Origin of the sequence: Thalassotalea sp. HSM 43 (assembly GCF_004752005.1) — a bacterium.
Classification (GTDB): Bacteria; Pseudomonadota; Gammaproteobacteria; order Enterobacterales; family Alteromonadaceae; genus Thalassotalea_A.
The window spans coordinates 3619433-3641296 of sequence record NZ_CP038493.1 but is presented as its reverse complement, the minus strand read 5'-3'; the positions used below and the strand labels follow the sequence as shown (position 1 = coordinate 3641296).

16 protein-coding genes are annotated in these 21864 nt (G+C 41.4%); 8 read left to right on the top strand and 8 right to left on the bottom strand.

The features are described 5' to 3' along the window. Positions 1-91 precede the first annotated feature (91 nt). A complete protein-coding gene (locus E2K93_RS15980) occupies positions 92-2233 on the bottom strand; it encodes a S9 family peptidase (RefSeq protein WP_135440046.1) in 2142 nt (713 codons plus the stop codon). 188 nt (positions 2234-2421) lie between these two features. Between E2K93_RS15980 and E2K93_RS15975 the strand changes: the two genes are divergently transcribed. The 3 genes from E2K93_RS15975 (at position 2422) to E2K93_RS15965 (ending at position 5535) form a co-directional block, all read left to right on the top strand. Continuing rightward, a complete protein-coding gene (locus E2K93_RS15975) occupies positions 2422-2541 on the top strand; it encodes a DbpA RNA binding domain-containing protein (RefSeq protein WP_135440045.1) in 120 nt (39 codons plus the stop codon). A gap of 435 nt (positions 2542-2976) precedes the next feature. Continuing rightward, positions 2977-3507 carry a DUF3750 domain-containing protein gene (locus E2K93_RS15970; protein ID WP_135440044.1) on the top strand — a complete coding sequence of 177 codons (531 nt, stop codon included), beginning with the start codon at positions 2977-2979 and terminating at the stop codon, positions 3505-3507. Positions 3508-3696: 189 nt separating this feature from the next. Continuing rightward, entirely contained in the window at positions 3697-5535 is a 1839-nt protein-coding gene (locus tag E2K93_RS15965; protein ID WP_135440043.1) for a hypothetical protein, read from the top strand. A gap of 327 nt (positions 5536-5862) precedes the next feature. Here the strand turns inward: E2K93_RS15965 and dbpA are convergent, their stop codons facing one another. Beyond that, positions 5863-7251, bottom strand: a complete 1389-nt coding sequence (dbpA, locus tag E2K93_RS15960; RefSeq protein WP_135440042.1) for an ATP-dependent RNA helicase DbpA — start codon at positions 7249-7251, stop codon at positions 5863-5865. 325 nt (positions 7252-7576) lie between these two features. On the opposite strand from dbpA, the gene E2K93_RS15955 reads away from it, so the two are divergent. Both E2K93_RS15955 and E2K93_RS15950 read left to right on the top strand, forming a co-directional pair. Further along, the gene (locus tag E2K93_RS15955; RefSeq protein WP_135440041.1) at positions 7577-8158 is read left to right on the top strand and encodes a HutD family protein; all 582 of its coding nucleotides are present in this window, start codon (positions 7577-7579) and stop codon (positions 8156-8158) included. Positions 8159-8849: 691 nt separating this feature from the next. Continuing rightward, positions 8850-9779, top strand: a complete 930-nt coding sequence (locus E2K93_RS15950) for a histone deacetylase (RefSeq protein ID WP_228445368.1) — start codon at positions 8850-8852, stop codon at positions 9777-9779. A 188-nt stretch (positions 9780-9967) separates the two neighbouring features. Here the strand turns inward: E2K93_RS15950 and E2K93_RS15945 are convergent, their stop codons facing one another. The 5 genes from E2K93_RS15945 to E2K93_RS15925 form a co-directional block, all read right to left on the bottom strand. Then, positions 9968-10387, bottom strand: a complete 420-nt coding sequence (locus tag E2K93_RS15945) for a hypothetical protein (protein ID WP_135440040.1) — start codon at positions 10385-10387, stop codon at positions 9968-9970. Next, the gene (locus E2K93_RS15940; protein ID WP_135440039.1) at positions 10384-10914 is read right to left on the bottom strand and encodes a hypothetical protein; all 531 of its coding nucleotides are present in this window, start codon (positions 10912-10914) and stop codon (positions 10384-10386) included. Before E2K93_RS15940 ends, E2K93_RS15945 begins: the two co-directional genes overlap by 4 nt. A 10-nt stretch (positions 10915-10924) precedes the next feature. Beyond that, positions 10925-11386, bottom strand: coding sequence for a hypothetical protein (locus tag E2K93_RS15935; protein ID WP_135440038.1), 462 nt, complete (start codon positions 11384-11386; stop codon positions 10925-10927). Between the two features lie 470 nt (positions 11387-11856). Next, the gene (locus tag E2K93_RS15930) at positions 11857-14223 is read right to left on the bottom strand and encodes a hypothetical protein (RefSeq protein WP_135440037.1); all 2367 of its coding nucleotides are present in this window, start codon (positions 14221-14223) and stop codon (positions 11857-11859) included. A gap of 87 nt (positions 14224-14310) precedes the next feature. Beyond that, entirely contained in the window at positions 14311-15573 is a 1263-nt protein-coding gene (locus E2K93_RS15925; RefSeq protein WP_135440036.1) for a DUF418 domain-containing protein, read from the bottom strand. A gap of 298 nt (positions 15574-15871) precedes the next feature. Here E2K93_RS15925 and E2K93_RS15920 point away from each other — a divergent pair, with 298 nt between their 5' ends. Further along, positions 15872-17920 (top strand): S9 family peptidase, encoded by a 2049-nt coding sequence (locus E2K93_RS15920; RefSeq protein ID WP_135440035.1) that lies wholly within the window; start codon positions 15872-15874, stop codon positions 17918-17920. A gap of 330 nt (positions 17921-18250) precedes the next feature. Continuing rightward, positions 18251-19558 (top strand): dicarboxylate/amino acid:cation symporter, encoded by a 1308-nt coding sequence (locus tag E2K93_RS15915; RefSeq protein WP_135440034.1) that lies wholly within the window; start codon positions 18251-18253, stop codon positions 19556-19558. A 232-nt stretch (positions 19559-19790) separates the two neighbouring features. Here the strand turns inward: E2K93_RS15915 and E2K93_RS15910 are convergent, their stop codons facing one another. Then, the gene (locus E2K93_RS15910; protein WP_189637799.1) at positions 19791-20210 is read right to left on the bottom strand and encodes a DUF3293 domain-containing protein; all 420 of its coding nucleotides are present in this window, start codon (positions 20208-20210) and stop codon (positions 19791-19793) included. 136 nt (positions 20211-20346) lie between these two features. Here E2K93_RS15910 and E2K93_RS15905 point away from each other — a divergent pair, with 136 nt between their 5' ends. Then, entirely contained in the window at positions 20347-21402 is a 1056-nt protein-coding gene (locus tag E2K93_RS15905) for a hypothetical protein (protein WP_135440032.1), read from the top strand. Positions 21403-21864: the final 462 nt, after the last annotated feature.

Genomic DNA, 21864 nt, shown 5'->3' with positions numbered 1-21864 from the left:
CAAGGCCTTTCACGTCACAGATAAAAAAAGCGCTATCTTTTTGATAGCGCTTTTTAATGACTGGCGAAAAATCAACTAGAGAATAGCGTATTTATTGCGACAGCAAATCCAGCATAAATGCGAATACCAGAGCACGGTCTTTATAACGTTTATAACGACCGGAAACACCACCATGGCCTGCTTCCATATTTATATGGAACAACAACTCATTATCGTCTGTTTTCATCTCACGTAATTTCGCCACCCACTTAGCCGGTTCAAAGTATTGAACTTGCGAGTCGTGCAAGCCCGTTGTAACCAATAGATTCGGGTACGCTTTGGCCTCGACATTATCGTATGGTGAATAAGACAACATGTACTCGTAATAGGCTTGCTCATTTGGATTACCCCACTCATCATATTCATTTGTGGTCAATGGAATAGACGCATCTAGCATGGTGGTAACCACATCGACAAACGGAACCGCTGCAACAACGCCACGATAGAGTTCGGGTGCTTGGTTGATTACCGCGCCCATTAATAAACCACCAGCACTGCCGCCATAGGCAAAGATCTCGTCTTGTGCGCCATACTTGCCTTTCACCAATTCACGGGTAACATCAACAAAATCATTAAAGGTGTTCTTTTTATGCAGTAGTTTGCCGTCGTCATACCATTTACGGCCTAGCATAGAGCTACCACGTATGTGCGCCACAGCATAAACAAAGCCTCGATCGACCAAACTGATTATCGAATCACTGAAAGATGGATCATTGGTTGACCCATACGAGCCATAAGCATATTGCAATAACGGGTTATTGCCATCGCCTTTAAACATGTCTTTTTTGTATAACACACTAACCGGCACATCAGCGCCATCACGGGCTTTCATCATAATGCGCTCAGAATGATATTGCTTAGCGTCATAACCACCAAGTACCTCATCTTGTTTCTTAAGGTCAATGGAGGTTAAATCCAAACTGATGTCATAAACAGAGCGAGGTGTGGTCATACTTTGATAACCAACACGCACTTGTTGTGCATTAAAATCGACGTTGGTATGCAGGTACACCGAGTATAAAGATTCATCAAATTCAACAGGGGCAACCTTGTTAGTATTTAAATCCATCACTCTCATGCCCATCAAACCATTTTCCCGTTGCACATAAACCAAGGCGTCATTTAGTACTAACATGTCACTGATTAAGGTGTCGTCACGATGTTCAACAACGTCCTGCCATTTACTCTTGTCAGCAACATCGGCTTTAGCGACTTTGGCAATTTTAAAATTCTTAGCATTTAAGTTAGTTAGAATATAAAACTGGTCACCGTGAGGTTGCACGCTGTATTCTAAGTCGCGCTCTATCGCGTGTGCGACCTTAAACTCGCCTTGTGGATTATTTGCATCAAGTAATGACACGCCAAGGCTTACGGTGCTGTTGTGAAAAATCTCAATGTATTGATTATCCAGCGATTTACCAATCCAGGTATAGAATGACTTGTCGGTTTCTTCGTACATAAGTACGTCATCATCTTGAGATGTACCTAATGTATGACGATAAACCTGATAACCAAGCAAGGTCGTTGGGTCTTTGCGGATATAAAACACCGTTTTCGAATCATTTGCCCAAATGATTTGCCCGTTTGTACCGGTTAATTCATCACTGAGCATATCGCCGGTGTCGAGGTTTTTAAATTTAATCGTATAAATACGACGACTGACCATATCTTCAGAATAAGCTAATAAACTATTGTCTGGGCTGACTTCGACACTGCCATTGGCATAGTAATCTTTACCTTCGGCCAGTACATTGGCATCAAGCAATACCTGTTCTTCGCTTTCGCCCTGTTTCACTCGGCTGTATATACGGTACTCACCGCCTGTGACAAATTTACTTTGATAGGTATAACCATTTTTCGTATAAGGCACCGATGAATCGTCTTTTTTAAGACGGCCGATCATCTCGTCATATAGGGTATCTTGCAGCTTTTGAGTATGCGCCAATTTAGCCATGGCGTAATCTTCTTCCGCTTGAAGATGGGCAAGTATTTCTGGATCCGAACGGGTGTCGTCACGTAACCAGTAATAATTATCAATGCGCTCATCACCATGAATCTGCATTTTTTTCGGGACTTTCTTTGCGACAGGAGCGGCCACTTTAACCTCTTGTGCTACGGATTGTTCAGCTTCTTCGTTATCGACACTACAGCCCGTCAAATAAACAGGCAGTAGCAACAAAGCAAATTTTTTCATTATTCTTCCCTAACTTAAGTTGTTGACTTGATTCAATTTAGTGTAGTTATAGGAATTAGACAAATGAATTTTTATTTTTAGATGCTTTCTATTAAAGTTATTCGTGTAGAAGAATACTAAGGACAGGAAATTGTACTGACAGAGTTGCCTGATGAGTCAGTGCTAAACAAAAAACAGTCAGAGCAACGATGGTGACCTTGCAAATAGAGGGTGGTAAAAACAGTAAATTACGCCCTGGTGATATTCATGGCAGCTTATGCTCAAATCCAAACATAAGCGACCAACAAATTGGTAAGTTCAAAGTGTAAGCGGTTGCATCGTTTATCGCGGTCGAGGCCAAAATTGCTAATCTTGCTAATCTTGCGGTAAAAACCATTAGCGAAGGCAAAATGAAAGGGCGTAATTTTAGGGTACGAAAAATTAGCGAGTCACCACAGAGCCAGCAATTACGCATTCATTAGCTAAAAAAAAGCCCCACTAAAGAGTGGGGCGAAAAAATTTGCATTTCAGGGAGGAAAACTATGAAAAGTTAACTGTGTTTAATAGTAAACTTTTCCTTAAAAAATACCGTTAATGAAATGTAAAACACTGCAAAAGTGTGTTGTTATGCTTTTGTTAATAAAATAGTGTTTTACTTGATATCTATAACACGTCTTTGAACGTTCAGCCTTATAATATGTCTATCCGCAGTGAATTCATCTAGAATTTAAAAGGCGTTTGAACAAATCTGCAGGAGCTTTAAGTTGCAACAATGTATTGTATTTATCCTTCTTTTCTCGTTAACCGCTTGTGCCAATAGCGATTGGCGAACGGCAAGTCGAGAACCTGCCGGTATCGCTGCATTACCGAGTGAAGAAAATCGAGCAATCATAGAAGTATATGCGGCGGATGCGTTTAGTTGGCGCGGCTGGTTTGCGGTGCATCCTTGGGTGGCGATAAAGGATAAAGATGCCAATGAATATACCGTCTTTGAAGTGGTAGGTTGGCAAGTCAGACGTGGCCTTTCGGCCATCCGTGAATTTAACACCGAGACCCCTGATAGGTATTGGTACGGTTCTAAGCCTGAGCTATTGCTATCGATTAAGGGCGACCGAGCAACCGAGCTGATCCCTAAGATCAAGAAAGCCATTGAAACTTACCCATGGGCAGATGAATACAGTGTTTTCCCTGGCCCCAACAGCAATACCTTTGTCGCCTGGATAGCCCGCGAAGTGCCGGAACTTGAATTAGAGCTTCCGTTTAGCGCCATTGGCAGTGGTTATGCTAATGAGTAACTAAATCATATTTATTTGATTATTTGTCGATTTATCAAATTAATAATAAGGATATCTGATTTTTGCTTTAATGAGTAAATAGGATGTAAGACACATTTCAGAGATTACGAAATTATGCAATCCTTACATATCGCGCCTATACTTGCACTAGCGTATAAAATCCAACGAAAACAATAACAAGCAGGACGCATGAGTCTTTTTCAGGAACTAAAGCGGCGAAACGTATTTAAGGTGGCAAGTGTTTACTTGATCACCGCGTGGCTGATCATCCAAATTATATCGGTGGTATCCCCTTACCTACATTTACCAATTATCTTTGGCACCATCACCACAGTGGTACTGGCCATCGGTTTTCCTATTGCGATGATATTTGCTTGGGCATTCGAGCTCACACCACAAGGTCTAAAAAAAACCAAACACGTTGATAAAGACACGTCGATAACTCATGTCACGGGCAAAAAGCTCAGTATCACATTATCGATACTGTTGGCGTTTGCGTTATTTTTTATCGCATACGACAAACTTATTGCGACCAAGCAAACAGAGACAATACAAACCCAACAAACAGCTGAGCACTCTACAGACGATTTGACTATTGCGGTATTACCCTTTGTGAATATGAGTACCGATAAGGAAAATGAGTTTTTTGCTGATGGTTTGACCGAAGAAATACTTAATAAGCTTGCTCGGGTAGCCAAACTGCAAGTTACCGCAAGAACATCGGCGTTTCAGTATAAAAACAGTAATGAAGATTTACGTATTATCGGTGAACGATTAGGTGTCAGTTATATTTTGGAAGGTAGTGTACGTAAATCGAATAACATCGCCCGTATTACCGCACAGCTGATACGTACCAGTGACGGCTTTCACCTATGGTCTGATACCTACGATAGTGAATTAGATAATGTCTTTACCGTACAAGACAATATTGCCAACGAAGTTACCGAAGCGCTTGATATCATTCTCGATGAAGGTGCTAGAGCTGAGATGCATCAAGCTGGCATTGGCGATGTGCAAGCCTTCATCGCCTTTCAAAAAGGCGTAGAAACATATAACGAGGCCCATTCTAACTTGATTGTCGATATTCAGATATTAGAGCAGGCAAACCAATACTTTGATATCACCATAGAACAAGCGCCTAAATTTCAAGACTCTTACATTTATAAAACAGACTATTACGGCCATATATTTTTAACCGATGAAGTCAAATATAGCATCGATGATAAATTGGCTGCTCTTCAACAATTACAACAACTGTTTGCACAAGTGATTGCTAATGAACGCAATAAAAGCTTAAAAGCGGTGTATCAGATGAGTGTGACGATGTTTTCCAATGACTGGCGAAAATTGCCGGTTTATAAAAATAACATTAGTGATATGGATTTTTGCGCCAACATTCAATGGTTCGATATGTTAAGAAATTTAGGTTACGGCGAACTAACTCATGCAATGGCTGAGCAAGGGATAAAATGTGATCCACTCAATGGATTAAACAGATTAATTCTTATTTTTGAAACCTTCCATATGGGGCTGCAAGAACAGGCCAGACAAATTATAGCAGGCTATCATCAAGAACAAGATGCCGGCAATGGCTACGAAGTCATCAAGGTGTTGACCTATCTAGCTGAAAACAACATAGCTGAAGCGGTAAGTATAATAAAACAGGTTAAGCCAAGTCCGTTAAAAATCATCGGCGAGGCATTTATTGCTGCCGCTAAGGGCGATAAACAACAGATAGAACAAGCAATCGAGGCACTAAGAGCAAACCGAGATGGCTCACGAAGTCATTTGTCAGAAGATCTGGTACACGCCAACTATTTAGGTGACCGTGAGACGGCTAACCGTATCGCAAGTAAATTAGATAACGATCCCGCGGGACCATTTCACCTTTTACAAAGCATTGTAAACTGCTCTTGTGGTGCGACGTTTGACATCGATAGCACACCAAATTTTAAAAAACGCATTGAAGAAGCGCAATTAACCTGGCCGCCGAAAACACTGATCAAGTTTCCATTGAAAGACTGGTGATAGCTGATAGATGCTAGCTTTTTGGTGAAAGCTTTTTGGTGAAAGCTTTTTGGTAAAAGGTGACTGGCTTTAATTTAGTAACATCACCAAGCAATTGCTCACTGAACGTATCGAATCCAGCATTAATTAACAATTAGCCAACCAATTTATAACAACACACTCTTGCACTGTTTTACATTTGGTTAACGGTATTATTTTGATAAAGGTATAACATTAAAGGCAGTTAACTTTTCATAGTTTTCCTCCCTGAAATGCAAATTTTTCGCCCCACTCCTTAGTGGGGCTTTTTTTTAGCTAATGAATGCGTAATTGCTAGCTAAATAGTGACTAGCTAATTTTTCGTACCCTAAAATTACGCCCCTTCATTTTGCCTTCGCTAATGGTTTTTACCGCAAGATTAGCAATTTTGGCCTCGACCGCGACAAACGATGCAATCGCTTGCACTTTGATCTTACCAATTTGTTGGCCGCTTATGTTTGGATTTGAGGTTAAGCCGCCAAGAATATCACCTGGTCGTAACTTACTCTTTTTACCACCATCAATTTGCAAGGTTACCATCGTCGCTCTGACGGCTTTTTGGTTTAGCACTGACTCATCAGGCAACTCTGTTGGTACAATTTCCTGACCTAAGTATTCTTCTAAACGAATAACTTTATGAGCTTCTTTATGGCTAATAAACGAACAGGCAGTACCGTTTTTACCCGCTCTGCCGGTTCGGCCTATGCGATGAACGTGTACCTCAGGATCGTGAGCAATATGAAAATTAATCACCAGATCCAAGTTATCGACATCGAGACCGCGAGCTGCGACATCGGTTGCCACCAGCACAGATAAACTTTTGTTGGCGAAACGAATCATGGTTTTGTCACGGTCTTTTTGATCTAAATCACCATGCAATGCGGCACTATCAAAGCCACTGGCTTTTAATTGCTCGGACAATAGTTGGCATTGCACCTTGGTGTTACAAAATACCACCGCCGATTGTGGCTGAAATGCAAGCAATAAGCGTTTACTGGCATCCATGCGTTGTTCATCACCACCTTCAACTTCATAAAAGTATTGACTGATGCTGCTGTTATCATGGCTCGACTCTACCGTGACTTTTTCAGGCGCGTTCATAATATGTGCGGCAAACTGTTCAATCTTCGGAGGGAACGTGGCACTGAACAGCAGGTTTTGTCGATCACTCGGACAAAAACCAACAATGGTATTTAATGACTCTTCAAAGCCTATATCGAGCATTCGGTCGGCTTCATCTAATACTAATGTATTGACCTCATCTAAAGATAAGCGGCCTTTACGGATATGCTCTTCAACTCGACCGGGTGTACCAACGATAATATGCGCACCATGCTCTAAGGACCCGATTTGCGGCCCCATAGGTTGGCCACCACATAAGGTCAACACCTTGATGTTATGAATATTTCTCGCCAGCTTGCGTATTTCAACAGCAACCTGATCGGCTAATTCTCGGGTTGGACACAACACCACACTTTGCACTCGAAAGCGCTTCACATTTAAGTTATTCAATAAGCCCAAGCCAAAAGCACACGTTTTACCGGAACCGGTTTTTGCTTGGCCGATTACGTCTTTACCTTCGAGCATAAGTGGAATCGACTTGGCTTGAATGTCAGTCATGGATAGGTAGCCAAGCGTTGTTAGATTTTCAACGAGGGCCGATTTTAAATTAGTCGAGTTAAATGTTGGATTGGACACAATCAATAGCTATATGAATGGGAAAGCGTAAGTATAACAGATACTAATGCCTTACATTAATGCTAATTAGGGTCAATGGCTTGAATTTAACAGCTTTTACAACCATAAATTCAACGAGTCAGCGACAACGAGAGATAAAGAGAGATAAAAAGAGATAAAACAAGTGACGATGTCTTGTCTCAAGGATATGATCGTCATCCCGGAATACCATACAGTCATTGTGCTCTATGAAACATATACTCAGTAAGCTCAGTGTTTATGCCAAGTAGCTCAACCCAGTTAACTCAACCAGATAATTTAAATCCGATAACTCAGTCAGGTAAATATGAAACAAACAATCATTTCTCCAAACGCATTCAAAACCATTGCTTGGAAAAACGGCAAAGGCAACACCATTGAACTGGCGATAAACGAGGGCGCGAGTTTAGCAGATTTTAAATGGCGTATTAGCATGGCTGATGTCGTTGAAAATGGTGAATTTTCAGACTTTAGTGGTTATCTAAGAAACTTGGTTTTAATTAAAGGAAACAGCATCTCACTAGAGCATGACAAACAAGCAACCGATATCCTTGATCAGCATTTAAGTTTCGCAACATTTGATGGCTCGAATAAAACATACGGTAAGCTGGCGAATGGAGCAATTACCGATTTTAATATCATAACCTGTCGCCAAACCTACCACACAGAGGTGTTCACCTGTATCGATACTATGACGAAACAATTGCCACCGTGTGATATCGCATTTGTCTACGGCTTAACATCTCCTATTGATGTGAGGCTAAATAATGCTCAACAGACATTTTCGTTAAAGCCAAACCATTTGCTCAAGTATGAGTTTGAAGACAACCAGCACGTTATACAGGCCACAGGCCGAGAAATGATTATTGTGTGTCTAACAGAAAAATAACGCTGAATTTTGCGAGCTCGATTAACACATTTATAACAACACACTATTGCACTGTTTTACATTTGGTTAACGGTATTTTTCGCTCAAAGGTATAACATTAAAGGCAGTTAACTTTTCATAGTTTTCCTCCCTGAAATGCAAATTTTTCGCCCCACTCTTTAGTGGGGCTTTTTTTTATCTGTGGGTTAACCTTCGATTTTTAATCTACATCGATTGTGCGCCCTGCTATGACTAACACGACCGTTTTGCTGCGACACTCTTTTGCACTGTTTTACATTTTGTTAACGGCATTATTTGGCGCTTGCTGTAAAATTAAAGACAGTTAACTTTTCATAGTTTTCCTCCCTGAAATACTATTTTTAGCCTCACTCTTTAGTGGGGCTTTTTTTTGTCTGTGGATTAATCTTCGATTTTTAATCTACATCGATTGTGCGCCCTGCTATGACTAACACGACCGTTTTGCTGCGACACTCTTTTGCACTGTTTTACATTTGGTTAACGGCATTATTTGGCGCTTGCTGTAAAATTAAAGACAGTTAACTTTTCATAGTTTTCCTCCCTGAAATACTATTTTTAGCCTCACTCTTTAGTGGGGCTTTTTTTTGTCTTTCGCCCTGAGTAATCCACTTTGCTTGGCTCGGTGTTGCTGATATACAATATGATCTTTATTTGTGTTTGCGCGCTTTAATCAATGATGAAGTCATTTAATATCCCATTAGTTTTTCACCCTATATATAGCCAATTGGATTTGCCTGAGCGGCATCGCTTTCCAATTGATAAATATCGAACGATTTATGAGCGCTTGCTTGCTGAAGGCGTGCCACACAGTGTCTTTCATCAGCCTAAGACATTAGACGCAGGATCTGCCTCACCGTTAATTGATGCCAGCTATGTAGAGGCATTGGTTTCTAATTCGCTTGATCGCAAACAAATGCGACGTATTGGCTTTCCTTGGTCTGAGCAATTGGTAAAACGTACCTTTACCGCCGTTGGTGGCACTTTACTAACAGCAGAGTTAGCACTCGCGCATGGCATCGCAATTAACTTAACCGGTGGATATCACCATGCCTTTGCGGACTTTGGTTCTGGATTTTGTATGATCAATGATTTGTATTTGGCAGCCAATAGAATGCTTGAGCATGATGATATAAATCGCGTATTGATATTTGATTGCGATGTCCACCAAGGCGATGGCACAGCCGCATTAGCAGAGCACCGCGACGACATCATTACGGTGTCGCTGCACTGCGAGAAGAACTTCCCGTATCGCAAGCAAGTATCGAATATGGACTTTGGCTTAGACAACCATTTAGACGATGACGAGTATTTGCAAACCGTTGAGCAAGCCTTACATTTGGCGCTGAGCTGCTACGATGTCGATGCGGTGATTTATGATGCCGGTGTCGACATCCATCAATATGATGATTTAGGCCATTTAAATATCACCACCCAGGGGGTGTATCAACGTGACAAATTAGTTTTTGATGCCTGCGTTTCGCGCCAACTTCCTATTGCCGCAGTTATTGGTGGTGGCTATCAGCGCGATATTGCCGCCCTTGCCGACGTGCATCTGCAACTATTTAAAGCCGCTCATGACGTGACATTGTCGAATCGGGATTAACGCAAAGCTAACTGATGAATAACGATTTGCTAACAACACACTCTTGCACTGTTTTACATTTGGTTAACGGTATTATTTTGATAAAGGTATAACATTAAAGGCAGTTAACTTTTCATAGTTTTCCTCCCTGAAATGCAAATTTTTGCCCCACTCTTTAGTGGGGCTTTTTTTTATCTATTGCTTGGCAATTAATAATCGACTTTGTGGGTCAAAAGAAACTGAGATTTATCTAAAGCTGTATAAAAGTCTCGGTATGGTTCCGGATCATCAATACTGCGTTTTCCATGGTGAGCATTGGTTCGCACCAGTACATGACCATCACCCTGATCTCGCACGGTAATCGTCAGCCGAATGTGATAGCCACTTAATTTAGTTGCCGAAATAACACCAAAATCGGCATCGGCCTTTTCAACGACAAAACCTAGATCTTGTAAGGTCGCGACAACACTGCGCAATGTGCTCATTTTGTCTGTACCTTCATAGGTTCGTGACTGAAAACTACGTGACTCCACCGCGCTTTTATCCATGTCAAAAGCTCTATTGGCGGTATTTTCGCAGCCAAATAACAAACTGCTACCCGTAATAAGGCAAATCATTAACGTTTTCATATTTCACCCTCCTCTAAAAATAGGGATTTCGATAATTTTTCAAAGAACGACTGATATAATTCAGGCTCATCAATTATCTCAACCGTGGTCACTATCCCCTGGGTATTACGTACGATTCGTTGCATGGTTATCCTAGCTGTCGCCTTATCGGCGTGATTTAAATCTTGATAGACCACCAAGCATATTCGGATGCTTTGTATATCGTCAGTCGCAGGCATACTGCCCGTTAACATGGCAATGATAAATGCTGCCGCCTTTTCACGAGAGCGTGAGGCATCAATGTCTTTTTGTGCCGATAACACGCCAATGCTACTATCTGACTCTTCAACTAAATAGCCAAGATCTTGCAAAACACCGCCGGTTGCTAAAAGCAATGTTTCCCTATCGACGTTATCAAATTTGCGACTTTGCATTTGTCGGCTCTCCAAAGACGACTCTTCTAATTTGAAGGCATCTTTAGGTGGCGTCGAGCTGCAGCCAAACATCAACATAAGGCAACAGATGGATACTATTGTGTGGTTATTCATAACATCCTCCTTAAAATGTTGAGCTGTGGTAGGCAAAATCGTTGACAAAGTTACCTTCATCAAAACGAATGATAATGGTTAACGTTTTACTTGTTCTAGAAGCTGCGCCAGCGTTTTTGTTATAGCCACCGCCCCCGCCAGCCAGCACTTCGCTACCAAAACCTAAGATCAATGTCGAAATACCACCACTGCTGTTAGAGTAAGCAAATTCTGTGGCAATTTTATCGTATACCCATACTTCATTGCGCTCTTTGTCGGTGGAAACAATATTAGGTGAGCCTAAAATGGCGGCAACATCTGCACCAGCCATGCCGAGCTTTATCTCTTTCTGCACAACACCAACCGTTAGCTTGTTGGCATTATTTCCATTGACGGCTTCATCAACATCGTTTTTATGCTCTGAAGCAGACATACAACCGGAAACTGAACAGAGTAAAGCGATAACAACAATAATTTTATTTAACTGTTTCATACACCCTCCTGAATATCATTTCGGTGTAAGAGTTAAATTGCAATTAGTAAGCCAATCAACAAAACCAGTTAAGCTACTGTTTTTATGTAGGTTATTTAAAAATAAAAATATTGGCCGAATTAACGTTTGAGCATTTATGCCAATACAAAAGACATATTTGTCAGTTTTTTGCGATAAGAAAAGTAAATAGTCACCAATCAACAACACACTGTTGCGCAGTTTTACATTTGGATAACGGAGATTTTTATGGTCAAAAGGTATAGTTATTAGCGTTAACTTTTCATAGTTTTTCCTCCCTGAAATACTATTTTTAGCCCCACTATTTAGTGGGGCTTTTTTTATGCGTAAATATGACCGTATTGAACGTAAAAAGCTAAGCACATAAATATATGTTACTTAGCTTTTTTAATGACTTTAACGGCTATTTATCTACAATTGTAATTGTACAGACCGCCATTTAACTCTTCGCATTAGAAGTAATCTTTTATTTGCCACGCTGCGAAGCTAGACAGTTCGTATCCATAGAAAATGACCGTACGGGGATCGCTATCAAGATCGCCACTATAGTAACGCTCTTCGATGATATTGTTGTGCTCGTCATACGTTAAGGCTCGACTGTCATCAATACTGCCGTCGCCCCAGTTATCACGCAAATAATTAAGCATAAAACCATGCTCATTATAAGTACGATAAAGAATGTACTGTGGCGTTTCCAAATCACCATTGACATAACTGGTGTGTTCTATTCGCAAGTTATTGTCATCGTACTTGTACTCATTGCCTTGGTAGTTCACACCATCAGCATCATGGTCATAATATTTGCTGAGCATATTGCCCCGGTCATCGTACGTCATAGACTCGATATTGTCGTAGCCCTCAACCAAAGGATCGGCATCGGTTTTTACAAAGATAAGGTTACCGGCATCATCATAAACGTAATCTTTAATAGTGACTCGATTGGCTGAAAAGTTGCTGTCTATTTGTTGTAATAACTGGCCAGAGTCATTGTAAGTGTATTCCACCTGTGAATCGACGACATTGATGGCATTTTCATCGTAACTCGCATCCCAATAGTTTTCCTTTTTCACTAACGTGCCATTGTTGTAATACATTTTATAGACAGTGTCTGGGTTACCATCGTTGTTTCTATCTTGCGCTTCACGGGTCAAATTGCCATCGGCATCGTATTGGTACTCAACAATGAGTTCAGGCTGTTCTGCGCCATTGCGGGTACGATTATAAGAGGACTGAAGACCTTGCTCGTTGTACATATATTGTTGGTCATTGGTATAACTGCCACTGGTGTAATTTTGACTTACCGGTCGGCCGTGTATATCTCGCGTAGTAACAGACTGGCTCGATAATTCACCTTCATAATAACCTTTCCATGATAAGAAGTTAGCGTTAGCATCGTACTGCTCTAGGTCATAGCCCTGACTATCTGCAACCTCATTTCCTTCAACATCTAGCTCGTGATAATCCCAACGCAACTGATGAGTTTCTTTGTCATAACTCACTCCATAAACATAAGTAACGTCATCGGATGCACTGGTATAGATATCCTCTGATACAGAATAAACCTGAGACTGCAAACCCATTGCCATAAAGGCATGATCCATCGCAACCATTGGGTGTGTGGTATCAGCATGAACGATGTCACCATTAGCAAAGGCAGAAAATAGCGACAAAGTCAGTTTATTGCTGCTAAAGAGATAATTGAGTTGGTACAAATCAAAGTTTGACGCCATCAATGTTTGATGAGTGCTTTCTTTAATAGAGACATTATTACTACCATCTCTATCGCTATCAAAACTGTAAAGTAAGGTCAGTATATTAATTAGCGCGCTGTTGGCTAGACTGTATTCGCCGTAGTTAAAGTTTTTTAGAAACTTCGTCGTTTCAATTGCTGTGCGCGGCAAGCTAACATCACTGACCAAATCCTCTGGTGATATGCTCGCTTTAGCCATCACTTGTTCACCCAGTTGCGTGCCACCTAAATAAAAGGTGATGTTATCGCCGGCGTTATATACAAAGCCACCTTGCTCATCGGTATAGCCTGTCGCGCTGTCAGATTCATATTTTAAGCCATGCACACCTTTCATAAACGAGCCTTTGGTAACAGCAGCCGTTACCGTCGACTGGGCACAGTTTTCTGGGTTTAAATTTTCACAGACTTGATAGGTTAATGCGTAGTCACCAGCTAAGGTGTCGGCAAGCAAGCTTATACTATTATCGACTAGGGTTAACGCGTCATCACCACTGACCAATGTCACGCTGACATCGTCAGCCATAATGGCTTGCTCATCCATCATATCGTTAGCAAGCACATCAAGGATATTGAGGTTTTCTAATCCACCATTTAAATCCATACTGGCATCTGTAGTCAGTGCGAATGTGGCAGCCATCACCTCAACGCTAACGTCGCCAGTTGCACACACACTGGCATCGCTTTGCAAACACACTTGATATTCAAGCGCATAGGTACCGGCGGGAGTCATTGCGGCAACGTTAATGGTACCATCTTCATTTAAGGATAACGGCGTGTCGCTGTTTAAAACGCTTATGGTAACTAGATCAAGTGATAATTCGGCGTTATCTAAGGTGTCGTTATCGAGTATCGATAAACCATTGGCACCAGTACGTCCGGCAATATTGCTAATGGAATCACTGGTCAATGAGAGTTGTGGGGTATCTTGTTTTTGTTCGATATCTTTATCACTTGATGAAGAACCGCCGCAAGCGGTTAACATGACAATAGACGCGATAGATAAGGACGCTTTGTTCAGCGTTTTTTTAGATGGCAATAAGTGCAACATCAGCACCTCCGAGATTAACATTTATTATTATTTTTATTTGCTATCCCTGCGGTTAATACCAACCTATCAACTATCTCAAATGCTAACAACCTACCATTTGTAGGGTTATTACGATTTGCTGGTTTGTTGTTTGGTGAATGGTTGCTGTTGCAATTTTGTACCGCAACGCCACAGCCATTCTAATGGTCCAAACTGAAATCGTTTAAGCCACCAGCTACTGAATTTTAATTGCACAATCAGTATAACCAGCGCAATAACAAGGCCTTGATGGTGAGATAATTTCGCAATATAACTTAAGCCCCAATTGAAAAAAATAAAGGTGCCGATCAAGCTTTGCGTCACATAGTTGGTCAGTGCCATTCGGCCAAATGGTGCTAAGCGCAGTAAAAACGTCTGCCCACGCAATGTAGTAAAAGCCAAGAGAAATAAACACAGATACACACCGGTCATCGTCAAATTAACCAATTGATACATGGTCAAGGCCACCATGCCGACAAAGCTATCAAAACCAGCGGCGTTTTCTTTCATAAACGCGTGGTAAATCACAAATCCAGCGATAGGTAGACATACAGCAAAGGCAATGCCCAGTCGTTTAAGCCAGGTTTTAAATACTGCTTTATTGGCAATAATATCGTTGAATATGCCTAACCTCCCCAACCAAAGGCCGATTAGAAAGTAAGCAAAGGTGAGGTAAAAACGACCAAAAATACTGATTTGAAATTCAAATTTCGCCAGCATGCCAGAAAAGGCATTCTGATAAAACACATCACCAAGACTGCCTTGTGTTATAGCCGCAATATAAGCCTGTGCCGCCGGTTCATCGGGTTCCACACTTCCCCCAGGTATGATGGTATCGGTGCCGTGAGTGAAAAATATTAAATAACGAAAGCCACCAGCGAAAATAAACGCCATTATCCAAAAAAAGGCTTTATTGGAGAGTTTATAGCAAGCAACTAGCGGAATACCTAAAACCGCATAGATCACCAGAATATCACCTCGATAAAACAGATTATGCACAAAGCCAATTAGCAATAACAAGGCGAGTCGCCAAACAAATCGGCCGTGGTAATTGACGCCTTTGCGTTCAGCGCTGTCCATTTGAATAAAAAAGCTGAGACCAAAAAGAATTGAAAATAGCGCAAAGAATTTACCACGCAGGAAAATCCAGTCCATTGGACCGATAATGGCGTCTATGACACTGGTATTTAAACCATCAAAGAATCCCGGTGGCGGCAAGGTTGCCATGTATTGTTCTAGCATATGACAAATAATAATGCCCGCCAGTGCAAAGCCACGCAACGCATCGACAACATGCAATCGAGCATTGCTCGTTTGTGTTGATGAAAAATTTACTAAGCTATCATTTTGCATAGGTTTCCTTATTCCTTGGACTACGTAAGCAGAGCTGTTAAAAACAGGGCTTAACCAAAATACCTGCTTTACAGTCTATGTCAGATACTGCCATTGAGCGAGAATTGGCCAACGTTGAAACCAAACATCTGTACAAACGGGTTAAGCAGCTTCTCTAAAAGCACACTAACACCCTGTTTAATATTATAAAAATCAAGCACATCAACATAATTCTACTATAGTTATCAAAGACGAATTCGGGCGTTTTAAGTTTAGTGAAACGGATATGACCCGATTTGATAATAAACAAGGAATCACTATGAATACACGCATTTCACTGAGTTTTGCGCTCGTTGGCTCTTTGCTACTAGGCGCTTGCTCTTCCGGTAATAATGAAGTTGAAAGCACCATGGCAAAAAAAATTACTCCTCCTGCACTTATCGATCGTGCCGTTTTATTTGGCAACCCAAGTCGTTTTCAAGGCCGTGTTAGCCCGGATGGCAATAAAATGAGTTTTCGTGCGCCATTAGATGGCGTGATGAACTTATGGGTAGGCGATAAAGGTAACTTTGACAGTGTTAAAGCGATTACTAAAGACACCGGACGAGGTATTCCGAGCCATTTTTGGTCAAAAGACAGTAATTACATTTTCTATATTCAAGATCAAAACGGTGATGAAAATTGGCATTTATACAGCGTAGAGCTGGCCACAGGTAAAACCACGGATTTGACACCGCATGCCAATACACAGGCCCAGTTTTTAGGTCAAAGTAAGGACATGCCAGGCATCATCATTGCCGGTATGAATGACAGAGATCCACGTTGGCATGATATATACAAGGTTGATTTAGCCAGCGGTGAACGCACCCTGTTACAGCAAAATGAAGGCTATGCCGGTTTTGTACTCGATAATGAACTGAATGTTCGTTTGGCTGCAAAAACCCTCGCTAACGCCGATATGGAATGGTTTAAAAAAGACGGTGAACAATTTACATCATTTTTAAGCGTCCCTTATTCAGATATGCGAACCACGCAGATTTTAAAGTTTGATAACGACAACTCAGGTGTCTACATGCTCGACAGCCGCGGTCGTAACACCGCAGCATTGAGTCACATGGACTTGGCCAGCGGTAAACTTACCGTTCTCGCCAGCGATGATAAAGTCGATATTTCCAGCATTTTGTTTGACCCAGATAACCATACTCCGGTTGCCTATAGTGTCGATTTTATCAAACCAGAATGGGTTGCCATTGATGACGGTTACAAAGACGACATTAACACCCTAAACAGTCAATTGAGTGGCGGTGCGCAAATCTTAGCGCAATCAAATGATAATAATTACTGGACCGTATATACGGACAACAGTAACAGCTCGCCTATTTACAAGGTGTATGATCGAACCACTAAAACACTGACCGATATGTTTGTTACCAACCCGAAACTTAATGAGGTTAGCTTAGCTAAAATGTACGGTGTGGTGATCAAATCACGCGATGATAAAGACCTTGTTTCATACCTTACCCTGCCATTAGAAAGCGACATGAATCAAGATGGCAAACCTGAAGCCAAGGTGCCTATGGTGATGCTGGTTCATGGTGGCCCATGGGGACGTGACATCTATGGTTACTCTCCGGTTGTACAATGGCTAGCAAACCGCGGTTATGCGGTTCTGCAAGTAAACTTTCGCTCATCAACAGGCTTTGGTAAAGAGTTTACTAACGCCGGTGATAAGCAATGGGGCAAAGCCATGCATACCGATTTAATTGACGCCAAAAACTGGGCAGTTAAGCAAGGCGTTACGGACGCCAATACAGTAGCAATTATGGGCGGTAGTTACGGCGGTTATGCCACATTAGCAGGGTTAACGTTTACCCCGGACGAGTTTAGCTGTGGGGTTGATATTGTAGGCCCGTCAAACTTACAAACGTTATTGTCTTCTATTCCGCCTTATTGGACCAGTTTCAGACAAGTGTTTGTTAACGCCATTGGCGACCCTGATACCGATGAAGGCTTAGCACTATTGAAAGAACGTTCACCATTAACCTATGTTGATGAGATAAACAAACCATTGTTAATCGCTCAAGGTGCTAATGATCCACGCGTTAAGCAAGCGGAGTCTGATCAAATCGTCGATGCGATGAAAGCGCGAGATATTCCCGTGACCTATGTGTTGTTCCCGGATGAAGGGCATGGTTTCCAAAAGCCTGAAAACAATCTGGCATTCTACGCGGTAGCGGAAGCATTTTTAGCAAAATGCCAAAATGGTCGTGTACAACCGATTGGTGATGACTTTGACAACTCAAGTATTCAAATTACCCATGGTGCTGAGTTTGTGCCAGGTGTGCCGAGCACCTCGGTAAATGAATAGTAAACCAGTGATAAAAAGGTAACCGAAAAAAACAGTGCTCTATTTACATCATAGTAACAACAAAGCATTGCACTGTTTTACATTTGGTTAACGGAAATAATTTATGAACAGATTAGACTTAATAGCAGTTAACTTTTCATAGTTTTCCTCCCTGAAATGCAAATTTTTGCCCCACTCCTTAGTGGGGCTTTTTTTTGCCTGACATAACACCTACTGGCAACCTTTCACTAGTTCATTTCAAAGCTTGGCAATAGGCTTGCCTATCTACTCGTCTCTATTTCGTTTGCAAACATTTATGATAAGGTGGTGAAAAAACAACAAGAATAAATAATGATGATCGAAAACGGAATTCTTAATAAACCCAAATTACGAGAACAGCTCTGGTTCAAAGTACTGTTCGCCTTGTTTGCCGGTGTCATCGTCGGCGTATTGATGGGCCAAGACTTGGCGCTTATGCCGCATCACATAGCAACATCTATCAGCGAATGGTTAGCACTACCGGGCTACCTATTTATGACCTTACTCAAATTTATCGTTATCCCTTTGGTGATAAGTTCGGTAATGCTGGGAATTTGTGACTCGTCTGGCTCAAAAGCACTAAAAACATTAGGCTCTAGCGTAGGCTTTATTTTATTTACCACAACGATTGCAACAACCATTGCCTTAAGTCTGACGTTTTTAATCGAACCAGGTGCGGCTGTCGACAATCGTTATTTTGGTGGCACCGGTGACAGCACCATCAACCCTATCAACATAGCCGAAAACGGTGCGTTAGGGATTATCAAAGGCATTATGCCTGGCAACCTGTTTTATCATATGAGTAACGCCGATATGCTGCAAATTGTTGTCGCAGCGATCATCATTGGCTTAGCGCTATTAAATATGGCAAAAGACGATTCGATGCCGCTGATAGCGTTAATGCGTTCGGTACAAAAAGTCTGTATGACTATTGTTATTTGGTTGATGAAGTACACACCTATCGTGGTGTTTGGATTGATTCTTAACACGGTTGTGCAAATGGGCTTAGGCGCCATTGTCGCGGTTTCGATGTTTTTTGCAACCGTCGTGTTGGGCATGTTGTGCATGGTGCTGGTGTATATGTTGATCATTGCCATCTTAACACCGCATAACCCGCTCACCTTTATTAAAAATTGCCGCGAGGTTATCGCGTTTGCGTTGGCAACATCATCATCAAGTGCCACCATGCCGGTGACCTTGCGTGTCACCGAAACATTGCACAAGGTTCGGCCGCAAATATCGCGCTTGGTCATTCCCTTAGGTACAACGGTTAATATGGATGGTACGGCGATTTTCCAAGCCACCGCGGTGGTCTTTATCGCTCAAGCATTTGGCGTAGATTTAACCACAACGCAATTGATCATCATTAGCTTATTGGCCATTGTTGCCTCAATTGGTGCGCCTGGTATTCCTTCGGGATCTCTTCCGATTCTTGCTGGTACCTTGGCAAGCCAAGGACTGCCGGTCGAGGGTATGGCATTGGTCATTGGCGTTGATAGACTCTTGGATATGGGCCGTGGGGTTATCAATATATTGGGTGATATGACATCAGCAACCGTACTTAATACCTATATAAAAGAGGATACGGTAACAGATGTGCCGGTCAGCGACGCTGGCTAAGTTAACAGTTTTATAACAACAAACGATTGCCAACAATTACGTTTGGTTAACGGTATTTATTCAGGGTTCAAGTATTATTATACACAGTTAACTTTTCATAGTTTTCCTCCCTGAAATGCAAATATTCGCCTCACTACCTTTAGTGGGGCTTTTTTTTATTCCGATAAAAAACAGAGCCGAGTGCAAACCAGTAATGAATTACAAGGAAAAATGACCTAACGGCTACGGTATACTAATAATGTTCTTTGGTAATTAAACTGACCTGCCCTTGTTCGTCTAACCAAACATATGCCTGTTGTTCAAACTTTGCCGCCAATTGATTTGCTTGTTGCTGAGTGATGTTGGTTATAAACACACTTTTTTCTGCTGGCCAACTGTCATCGCGTCCAGCGCCATAACCATTTAAAAACGGCAATTGCTTAGCATTAAGCTCAGCCACTAACGCCTTGTGGCGCTGCTCATTCTGTTGCTTAGACAAGGCTTTACTGTGAGGGTTATACGCGGTAATAAACGCCGCAGCAGGCTGTTTAAAACGATGCAAATAACGACTCAAGGTGCGTTCGGTTTGGCCTATATTTATCAGCCAAATGCCAATATCATCATCAATGATGTAATCAGTTTGCATATAGGCGTTTAACAGTTTTTTATCCATAAAAGTGTACATTTGGGGTAATTGCCAACATTGTAGCCGATTTTTATCTGCTACAGTTAACACCATGTTACTGTTCAGAAAATTAATTTCTAAAGCCTTCCCAAAACCCGAGCCTAAATCGTTGCCAGCTAGGGTCGTGAACTATACCTGGTATGCGATAGGTGAAATCGCGTTAATTGTTGTCGGTATTATGTTGGCAATAAGCCTGAACAACTATAACGAAAACAAAAAACAGCAGCAGATATTTATCAATGAACTGGAGATTGTCTATAACAAGCTGTTTGAAATAAAAGACCTGCATCGTAACCACGTATTTGGTATTGATAAGCAGGAAAACATCATTGATGCCATCTTAGAAGATCGTTTTTTCTTATCCTATCCAGAAAGCCAACTGCCCTACTTCTTGTATTATGTCGATCTACCCCATCAACATTGGGGAGTTCAGCCGGTAAGCATAAATAATTATATTAAAGACCTAAAACCGATCACCGCCAAGCAAACCGAAGTCTACAACGTCTTACTCGATTATATCGAACACAAAGATTACAACGGTTTAATGACGAGCTCACACGCGTTAAATCAAGCCATCATCTCACCTGAATTAGAAGCCTTAGGTATCCCCTATCCAGCATTAGTATTTGGCATGTACGCGCTTAACAACTTTGAATTTTTTAATACCATGCCGGTATTTTCTGAAGAGGATGTGAACAAAGTAAAACGCTTACTGAAGCAACCACATATGATCACTAAACTGCACAGCCTAAAGGCGAAAAAAGCGTTGCTTAAATACCCCTTTTTTATGAGTCCTGTTGAAATTGACAACGTGTCACAGATGATAAAGAGCTATTTTCCCAGTATCTCTTACCAAACTCCAAAAATAGGCATCATTGGCTCAGCGATTGAAGGTCATGGTTGGTTTGAAACCTCTTTAGATATGGCACTTATAGATGAAGAACAAAGGACTTTTTATGTGCGCGTGTACTTAAATCAAGGGCAGGTAAAATTTAGGGCCGATAATATGTGGAAAAAGGATTGGGGTGGTAGCTTTTTCCCATCTGGTGAAGCGATTTTAAAAGGCGATAATATATCGGTGCCGGAAGGTTTATACGATGTCTACTTTGATTTATCGGCTTTGTCTTATCGATTTGAGCAAGTAGAACAAGCACCGACAGAGCAGCAAAATAACCAGTAAACTAGTCCTTAGTCCTTAGTCCTTAGTCCTTAGTCCTTAGTCCTTAGCTCTTAACTCTTAGTCCTTAGTCCTTAGCCCTTAGTCCTTAGCTCTTAGCTCTTAGTCCTTAGTCCTTAGTCCTTAGTCCTTAGTCCTTAGCCCTTAGGCATAACATTCAATACAAGCAACCTAGCGAAGATTTATTTCCGTGCCTGAGCAAGGTTAACGATTAATTAACAACACACTGTTGCAGTGATTTACATTTGGTTAACGGTATTTTTTCTAGGCTCAGGTATTATAAACACAGTTAACTTTTCATAGTTTTCCTCCCTGAAATGCAAATTTTTGCCCCACTCCTTAGTGGGGCTTTTTTTTATGCTTACTATTTTTTAGGTATCCACTTCGGATGCTCACCTGTTTTCTCATCTAATCCACTGATGAATATCCATTTTATTGTGATGAAAATAGCAAAATTTCAATAGT

Bases quoted from the DNA above. Each gene is read 5' to 3' on its own strand.
- E2K93_RS15980 (WP_135440046.1), bottom strand. From the start codon at position 2,233: ATGAAAAAATTTGCTTTGTTGCTACTGCCTGTTTATTTGACGGGCTGT.
- E2K93_RS15975 (WP_135440045.1), top strand. From the start codon at position 2,422: ATGGTGACCTTGCAAATAGAGGGTGGTAAAAACAGTAAATTACGCCCT.
- E2K93_RS15965 (WP_135440043.1), top strand. From the start codon at position 3,697: ATGAGTCTTTTTCAGGAACTAAAGCGGCGAAACGTATTTAAGGTGGCA.
- E2K93_RS15955 (WP_135440041.1), top strand. From the start codon at position 7,577: ATGAAACAAACAATCATTTCTCCAAACGCATTCAAAACCATTGCTTGG.
- E2K93_RS15950 (WP_228445368.1), top strand. From the start codon at position 8,850: ATGATGAAGTCATTTAATATCCCATTAGTTTTTCACCCTATATATAGC.
- E2K93_RS15945 (WP_135440040.1), bottom strand. From the start codon at position 10,387: ATGAAAACGTTAATGATTTGCCTTATTACGGGTAGCAGTTTGTTATTT.
- E2K93_RS15940 (WP_135440039.1), bottom strand. From the start codon at position 10,914: ATGAATAACCACACAATAGTATCCATCTGTTGCCTTATGTTGATGTTT.
- E2K93_RS15935 (WP_135440038.1), bottom strand. From the start codon at position 11,386: ATGAAACAGTTAAATAAAATTATTGTTGTTATCGCTTTACTCTGTTCA.
- E2K93_RS15930 (WP_135440037.1), bottom strand. From the start codon at position 14,223: ATGTTAATCTCGGAGGTGCTGATGTTGCACTTATTGCCATCTAAAAAA.
- E2K93_RS15925 (WP_135440036.1), bottom strand. From the start codon at position 15,573: ATGCAAAATGATAGCTTAGTAAATTTTTCATCAACACAAACGAGCAAT.
- E2K93_RS15920 (WP_135440035.1), top strand. From the start codon at position 15,872: ATGAATACACGCATTTCACTGAGTTTTGCGCTCGTTGGCTCTTTGCTA.
- E2K93_RS15915 (WP_135440034.1), top strand. From the start codon at position 18,251: ATGATGATCGAAAACGGAATTCTTAATAAACCCAAATTACGAGAACAG.
- E2K93_RS15910 (WP_189637799.1), bottom strand. From the start codon at position 20,210: ATGGATAAAAAACTGTTAAACGCCTATATGCAAACTGATTACATCATT.